The following is a 7,632-nucleotide window of genomic DNA, read 5'->3' on the forward strand; positions in this document are numbered from 1 at the left end:
GGGGCGCACCGCGGGCGGCGCCTGGGTCTTCGCCGGCACGCCGTGGCCGGGGGCCGCGCCGGGGGCCCCGTCGTACGGTGCGCGCCGGACCGTCAGCTCCGGGTCCTGGCGGAGGATCGCGGTGTACAGCGCGGCGAGTTCGGGATCCGGATCGATCCCCAGGTCCTGCGCGAAGCGCTCGCGCACCTCCCCGTGGACCGCGAGGGCCTCGTCCTGCCGGCCGGCGCCGTAGAGCGCACGCATCTGCGCGGCGCGCAACCGCTGGCGCAACGGGTGGCGCTGCGCCAGCTCCGCCAGGCCGTCGGCGAGTTCCGCGTGATGGCCGAGTTCCAGCCGGGCCTCCGCGAGCTCCTCGTGCGCGGTGATCCGCTGTTCCTCCAGCCCGGCGGCCTCCGCGCGGACGAAGCCCGCGTCGCCCAGGTCGGCGTAGGCGGGACCGCGCCACAGCCCGACCGCCCGGGTGAGCAGCGCCGCCCGCTCCGCGGCGCCCTCCTCCCGGCGGGCCCGTGCGACCAGTTCGGCGAACACGCCCGCGTCCACCGCCGAGGCGGGGGCGGCCAGCGTGTAGCCGGCCGGACCGTGGGTGACCAGGGCCCGGCCTCCCTCCTCGGCCTTCGCCAGGGCACGGCGCAGCTGGGAGACCTTGGTCTGGAGGCTGTTGACGGGGTCGGCGGGCTGCGCGTCCCCCCACAGGTCGTCCACCAGCCGGTCCACCGGCACCGGGCGTCCGCGGCGCACCAGCAGGGCGGCCAGCAGCGTGCGGACCTTCGCCTCGGGGACGCGGACGGCGCTTCCCGCGTCCGTGCGTACGGTCACCGGTCCGAGCACCTCGAAACGCATGATGATCATCCTACGGGCGGGCGGCCGTCCGGCGGTCCGCGGCCGTGCGCGGACCGTCAGCGGTCCGTGCGCGGCGCGGCACAAGGTGTTCCCGTGACCGTGACCGCGACCCGGCGGCCCGGACGGAAGGAACATCGTGCGCACCGACCGAAGCGTCCCCCAGAGCAACACCGGCCTCACCAGCCCCAGTCCCGTCCCCTCCCCCGCTCCCCTCCCCACGGTCTCCCGTGAGGTGCGGCTGGCCTCCCGTCCCGTCGGCAGGCCCGTTCCGCGGGACTTCGAGCTCGCCGAGGCCGTGGTCCCGGCACTCGCCGAGGGACAGGTCCTGGTCCGCAACACCTGGATGTCGGTGGACCCGTACATGCGCGGCCGGATGGACGACACCCCTTCCTACATGGCCCCGTTCGTCCTCGGCGCCGCTCTGGAGGGCAGCGCCGTCGGCGAGGTCGTCGCCTCCCGCTCCTCGTCCGTTCCGGTCGGCTCGACCGTCTCGCACTTCCTCGGCTGGCGCGAGTACGCCGTCCTGGACGGGGCCGCGGCCACCGTCGTCGACGTCTCGGCCGCCGCGCCCGAGGACTACCTGGGGGCCCTGGGCGCCACCGGCCTGACCGCGTACGCGGCGCTCACCCGCACCGCGCCGGTGAGGGAGGGCGACACCGTCTTCGTCTCCGCGGCGGCCGGTGCGGTGGGCAGCGTCGCCGGGCAGATCGCCCGGTGGCTGGGGGCGGCCCGGGTGATCGGTTCGGCGGGCGGCCCCCACAAGACGAAGAAGCTGCTGGACGTCTTCGGCTACGACGCCGCCCTCGACCACCACCTGGGCGACCTGCCCGGCCAGTTGGGCCGGGCCGCACCCGACGGGATCGACGTCTACCTCGACGCCGTCGGCGGCGACCACCTCCGGGCGGCGATCGGGGCGATCCGGCCGGGCGGACGGATCGCCATGGTCGGTGCGATCAGTGGCTACGACGCCACCGGGCCGGTCCCCGGGCCCGACAACCTCTTCCGGGCGGCCGCCCAGGAGGCGACGCTGCGCGGCATGCTGGTCACCAGCCACCTCGACCTGTTCCCGGAGTGGACCGCAAGGGCCACGGGCCTGCTGGCCGACGGCACCCTGCGGACGGAGAAGACCGTGGCCGACGGCATCGAACACGCGCCCGACGCCCTGCTCGGGGTCCTGGGCGGGGCGAACACCGGCAAGATGCTGGTCCGGCTCGGGAACGACGCCCGATGAGCGCCGGGAACGGGAGCTCCCCCGCCGTGGAGGGCGCCGGCCCGGCAGAGGGCGCCGGCCCGGTGGAGGAGCGGTCCGCGGACGGCCTGACCGGCGGTGCCCGGCGGCGCGCCCTGGTGGTCATGGCCCACCACCGCGCCGACTCCCTGACGGCCGGGCTGGCCCGGCGGGCGCGGGAGCGGCTGGTGGCCGACGGCTACGCGGTGGACCTGCTGGACCTGCACGCCGAGGGCTTCGACCCGCGGATGGGCACCCCGGACGAGCCCGATTGGGGGGACCCGGGCAAGGAGTACTCCGCAGGGGTGCGCGCCCACATGGCCCGGGTGGCGGCGGCCGACCTGATCGTGGTCGTGTTCCCGCTCTGGTGGTTCGGCCTGCCGGCCCTCCTCAAGGGATGGATCGACCGGGTGTGGAACCACGGGTTCGCCTACGGCGGCCGGGACGGCGGTCTGCGGGGACGCCGCATGGTCTGGATCTCCCTCACCGCCTACGCGGAGGAGGAGTTCCGGGCGCACGGCTGGGACCGCACGGTGGAGCACGTGCTGAAGACGGGGATCTCGGAGTACTGCGGCATCGAGGACGCGGCGGTCCACTTCGTCCACGAGTCCCTGACGACCGGTGCGCGGGCCCTGTCCGTGGTGGACCGCGCACTGGCCCGCCGGGACGGCCCGGCGGCCGTACCCGTCGGCTGAGACGGGCGGGCGGCCGTACCGGGCGGGCCGTACCGGGTGGCTGGAACGGGCGGCTGGACCCGGGCGGCCGCCCGTCGGTATCGGCGGCGGGGTGGGTCAGCGGCGGCCGGCCGCGGGCCAGGGGGCCGGGCGGGCCGTGGCGGTGGGGCCGTAGCGCTCGTAGTAGTCCTGGAGGAGGCCGGATTCCTCCAGGACGGCATCGGCCCAGGAGCGGTCCAGTCCGGGTGGGGCCTGCCGGGTGGCGACGGCGCAGGCTCCGGTGAGCATGCCGGCGTAGACGAGGTCGGAGTGGAGGTTGCTGATGCTGTCCGTCTCGTGGAAGTTGACCGGTCGGCCGCCCGCCAGCACGGTGACGTCCACGCCTCCGGGGAGCGTGTGGGTACGGGACGAGGGGCCGGTCACGGAGCGGGCCACCGGGTTGCGGGCCGCCAGGGCGTCGAGTGCGGGGAGGTCGAACTCGATGTCGCGGCTGCTGACGCTCGCGAGGTAGGCGGGACGCCGGAGGGCCTCGAACTCCCGGGTCGACATGCTGGTGCGGCCGGTGACCCCGAAGACGAGCAGGGGCTCGTGCCGTTCCAGCAGCGTGGCCAGGTCGCGGTCCGTGACGTAGCCGCTCTCGTGGGCGTCGATGAGGTGGAGGATGTCGGCGTCGTGGACGGCCACCCGCATGCGGCGCTGGGTGAGGAGGGCCGCGATCTGGGAGCCCACGTTGCCGTAGCCGATGACCAGCGCGGGCTGTCCCTCCATCTTCAGGACGGGCAGCAGCTCCAGGGCCGTGGTGACGGCCTTCTCGGCGATCCAGTACGACTCGATGCGCCCCTTGAGCCGCGACTGGGCCACCGAGAACACCGGGAAGGGCAGCTCCCTCTCGCGGCCGCGGAGCTTGTAGATCCCGGACATGGTCTGTTCCACCACTCCCGCCCAGTCCGCCGCCCGGCCGCCGCCGGCGCCGGCTCCCGCGCCGACTCCCGCTCCGGCTCCCGCTCCGGCCGGCGTCGGGGATCCTTCGCGGGCCCGGTCCAGCAGCGCCGGTGCGACGTAGCCGCCGTCGTCCAGGGCGAGGCAGCGCAGACCGAGCCGGCGGGCGCGGTCGGTGTGCTCCTCGACGGCCCGGGGATCGGTGGCGTCGACGACCCTTACGCCCTGGTCGACGAGGTGGCCGTGGACCCGGTGGCGCCACTGGTAGGCGTAGTCCTTGCGCAGCACCGTCATCGCGTCCAGCGGGGCTCCGAGCTCGGCGAGGCAGCCGACGAGGTGGACCAGGTCGGTCAGGAAGTGCCCGGTGACCAGGACCGCGAAGCCCGCGAGGGGCTTCCCGTGGCGCAGGCGCCCGACGGCGGCGCTCATCAGCGGCAGCTCGCCCGCGACCCGCTCCACTTCGGGCGCTGAGAAGGCCTGGCGGTGCCAGATCTCGGCCCAGTGGTCCAGCGAGGCCGTCGACGGTGCCGCGCCGCGGCCCGAGAGGCGGAGGTTCAGGCGCAGCAGGGACGTTCCCGCACCGTCGCCGCGCATCTCGGTGGAGACGAACATCGACGCCTGCAGGCCCGGTCCGAGGCGGGCCGTGAGTTCACCCCCGGCAGGGACCGCGACCACTCCCGGGCCGGCGGCCTCGCACAGGCGCCGGGCCGCGCGGTGCAGGAGGTGGGGGCCGTCCTCCGGGGCCGCGGTCACCTCGACAGTGGTCGCCGCGAAGGAGAGCGGACCGTCGGCAGGCGGTGCCACGGCGCGTTCGGGCCGTCTGACGGTCAGGGTATTCGTTTCCCGTTCCATTCGAATTCCATCCGTTCCACCTGGCGGCAGCCGTCCGCCGCACCACACGTTCGAGGTCGCCGTGAATTGAGGACGCGGTGTCCGGCATATGGCCGGACGCTGACCCTCAGATAAATTCGACGGTGCTGGATTGAGCGCCCTGCGTGGGAAGATGGGCATCGAGCACGGGACCGAGAATACGGGCGGAAGGGAAATCACCACCGTAATATCGCTGGATCTCTTCTCGAATTCCTCTGGATCGGGAGAGCACGGAGAACGCTCGGTTCATCTACGATCCGAATCCAATATCTTCAATCCGGCGTCCGCGCGCCGTGGGCCGTTCACCGGTCCGGCCGGACACTCGACCCGAGGAGGACACCGTGCCCACGGCACACGATTGGATCGACGCCCTCGGCCTGGAGCCGCACGTGGAGGGCGGGTACTTCAGGCGGACCTTCCAGGCCGACCACCGCCCCCCGGTCCGGACACCGCAGGGCGACCGCTACACGATGACGTCCATCCACTACCTGCTCACCCACTGGTCGCCGATCGGGCACTGGCACCTCAACCGCTCCGACATCCTGCACTTCCACCACCACGGCGATCCGGTCACCTACCACCTGCTGCACCCGGACGGCCGGCACACCACCGCCGTCCTCGGCCAGGACCCGGGCCGGGGGCACGTCCTCACACTGGCGGTCCCGGGGGGCGTCTGGAAGGCCTCGCACCTCACCGCCGGGGACCACGGCCTGATCAGCGAAGCCGTCGCGCCCGGATTCGACTTCGCCGACATGACCCTCGGCCGCGTCGACGACCTGCTGCGGCGCTTCCCGGGGCATCCGGAGCTGATCCGCCGCTACTGCCGCCCGGACGGACCGGCCGAGCCGTCCGACCCCGTGGCCTGACGAAGGAAGGCGAGGAGGGAGAGGTGCACAACCGTTCACCCCGGGGTGTACAGTCGTTCACCCATGGGGTGAACAGTTGTGCACTCACCCGGCACCCGCTCTCGCCACCCGTCTGGAGCAGCATGCCCTCCGCGATACCCGCCCCCGGTCCGGCCTCCGCCCCCTCCCGGTTCACCGTCCCCGTCCTCGCCTTCTGCGGCATGGTCGTCGCCGTCATGCAGACCCTCGTGGTCCCGCTCCTGCCGCACGTCCCCGAGCTGACGGGGGCCAGTCCCGGCGCCGCGGGCTGGCTGGTCACCATCACCCTCCTCACCGGCGCGGTCTTCACCCCCGTGCTCGGCCGCGTCGGTGACATGTACGGGAAGCGGCGCGTCCTGCTGGCCTCGCTGGGCGTGCTCACCCTCGGTTCCGTCCTGTGTGCGGTCAGCTCCGACATCGGCGTCCTGATCACGGGCCGGGCCCTGCAGGGCGCGGCCCTCGCGGTGATCCCCCTGGGCATCAGCATCATCCGCGACGAGCTCCCCGCCGAGCGGGTGCTGCCCTCGATCGCGCTGATGAGCTCGACCCTGGGCATCGGTGCGGCGATCGGCCTGCCGGTGGCCGCGGTGGTCATGGAGAACTTCGACTGGCACACCATGTTCTGGGCGTCGGCCGCCCTCGGTCTGCTCGATGTGCTCCTGGTGCTGCGGATCGTCCCGGAGTCCCCCGTGCGCTCCCCCGGACGCTTCGACCTCCCGGGGACCCTCGGCCTGACGGTCTTCCTCGTCGGACTGCTGCTCGCGATCACCCAGGGCGCCGACTGGGGCTGGGGCTCCGCGCGCACGCTCGGCCTGCTCGGCGGGTCCGTGGTGGCGGGCCTGCTCTGGGGCCGGTTCGAACTGCGCACCCGCTCCCCGATGGTGGACCTGCGGGTCTCCGCCCGGCCCGCCGTCCTGCTCACCAACGTCGCGGCGCTGCTGATCGGCTTCGCCTTCTACGCGAACTCCCTCGTCACCGGCCAGTTGGTGCAGGAGCCCACCAGCACGGGGTACGGGCTCGGCGCCTCCCTCGTGGTCAGCGGGCTGTGCCTGCTGCCCGGCGGCCTGGCGATGGTGGCCCTCTCCCCCGTCTCCGCACGGATCTCCGCCGCGTACGGGCCCCGTACCGCCCTCGTGATCGCCGCCGTCGTCATGGCGGTCGGCTACGTGCTCCGCTTCTTCACCAGCCACAGCCTCTGGCTGATCGTGGCCGGGGCCACCGTGGTCGCCTCAGGGACCGCGATCGCCTATTCGGCGCTGCCCGCCCTGGTCATGGGGGCCGTGCCGGTGAGCGAGACGGCCGCCGCGAACGGGCTGAACACCCTGATGCGTTCGGTGGGCCAGGCCTGTTGCAGTGCCGTGGTGGCCGCCGTGCTGGCCCACGTGACCTTCGTGGCCGGCGGCCGGACCGCCCCGACCCTGCACGCCTATCTGTTGATCTTCCTGATCGCCGCCGGAGCGGCGCTGGCCGCCCTCGTCGCCACGCTGTTCCTGCCGTCGGACCGGCCGGGAACGGGTGCCCGGCGGGGCCGCGGCGCGCTGGGCGGTACGGTCACGGTGACACCGTCCGTGACCGCCGCCCGGGAGAGCGCATGAGCACCACCGACGAATCCGCCCCCGCGCGGTCGGCCACGGCCGACGGGGAGTCGGGCGCCGAGACCGGACGCGAGGCCATCGTGCGGGCCGCGCGCCGGGCGTTCACGCTGCGGCCGTACGCCGAGGTCACCCTGCGCGGCATCGCCGCCGCCGCGGGGGTGAGCCCGTCCCTGATCGTGAAGCGGTTCGGGAGCAAGGAGGCCCTGTTCAACACGGTCGCCGACTTCCGGACCGCCGCCGACGAACTGTTCGCCGCCCCGCCGGCCGCACTCGGCCGGCACCTGGTCCTGACCATGGTCGAGCTGCGGGACCGCTTCCGCGGTGACCCGCTGCTGCGGGTCGTGTTCTCCCTGGGCATCGAGGACGAGCGCACCCTGCTGCGCGCACGCTTCCGCGAGCAGGTCACCGACCGGCTGGCCGCGTCCCTGACCGGCCCCGACGCGCAGCTGCGGGCCGAACTGATCGCGGGCCAGCTGCTGGGGCTCGGCGCCACGCTGAGCCTGCACCGGCCGGACGGCGCGGGTGCCCGCACCGGCGCCGACCGGCTGGCGGACCTGTACGCGCCCGGCCTCCAACGGCTCATCGACGGCTCCTGACCCCGC

7 protein-coding genes are annotated in these 7,632 nt (G+C 73.9%); 5 read left to right on the top strand and 2 right to left on the bottom strand.

Annotation, left to right across the window (positions count from 1 at the left end; translation table 11 throughout):
• A partial coding sequence (locus ABZW32_RS38075; RefSeq protein ID WP_356225257.1) for an AfsR/SARP family transcriptional regulator occupies window positions 1-840 on the bottom strand: 840 nt, incomplete at its 3' end.
• Window positions 841-976: 136 nt separating this feature from the next.
• Here ABZW32_RS38075 and ABZW32_RS38080 point away from each other — a divergent pair.
• Both ABZW32_RS38080 and ABZW32_RS38085 read left to right on the top strand, forming a co-directional pair.
• Window positions 977-2,071: an NADP-dependent oxidoreductase gene (locus tag ABZW32_RS38080; RefSeq protein ID WP_356225259.1), complete on the top strand. Its 1,095-nt coding sequence runs from the start codon at window positions 977-979 to the stop codon at window positions 2,069-2,071.
• On the top strand, window positions 2,068-2,763 hold the full coding sequence (locus tag ABZW32_RS38085; protein WP_356225261.1) for an NAD(P)H oxidoreductase: 696 nt from the start codon (window positions 2,068-2,070) through the stop codon (window positions 2,761-2,763). The genes ABZW32_RS38080 and ABZW32_RS38085 overlap by 4 nt, the downstream gene beginning before the upstream one ends.
• A 96-nt stretch (window positions 2,764-2,859) precedes the next feature.
• Here ABZW32_RS38085 and ABZW32_RS38090 read toward each other — a convergent pair whose 3' ends face one another.
• Window positions 2,860-4,533, bottom strand: coding sequence for a hypothetical protein (locus ABZW32_RS38090; RefSeq protein ID WP_356225263.1), 1,674 nt, complete (start codon window positions 4,531-4,533; stop codon window positions 2,860-2,862).
• Window positions 4,534-4,892: 359 nt separating this feature from the next.
• On the opposite strand from ABZW32_RS38090, the gene ABZW32_RS38095 reads away from it, so the two are divergent.
• From ABZW32_RS38095 to ABZW32_RS38105, 3 genes are all read left to right on the top strand, one after another.
• Window positions 4,893-5,417 (top strand): cupin domain-containing protein, encoded by a 525-nt coding sequence (locus ABZW32_RS38095; RefSeq protein WP_356225265.1) that lies wholly within the window; start codon window positions 4,893-4,895, stop codon window positions 5,415-5,417.
• Between the two features lie 122 nt (window positions 5,418-5,539).
• On the top strand, window positions 5,540-7,030 hold the full coding sequence (locus tag ABZW32_RS38100; protein ID WP_356225267.1) for an MFS transporter: 1,491 nt from the start codon (window positions 5,540-5,542) through the stop codon (window positions 7,028-7,030).
• Complete coding sequence (locus ABZW32_RS38105) at window positions 7,027-7,626, top strand: TetR family transcriptional regulator (RefSeq protein ID WP_356225269.1); 600 nt, start codon at window positions 7,027-7,029, stop codon at window positions 7,624-7,626. Before ABZW32_RS38100 ends, ABZW32_RS38105 begins: the two co-directional genes overlap by 4 nt.
• Window positions 7,627-7,632 lie beyond the last annotated feature (6 nt).

Origin of the sequence: Streptomyces sp. NPDC004667 (assembly GCF_040609475.1) — a bacterium.
GTDB lineage: Bacteria > Actinomycetota > Actinomycetes > Streptomycetales > Streptomycetaceae > Streptomyces.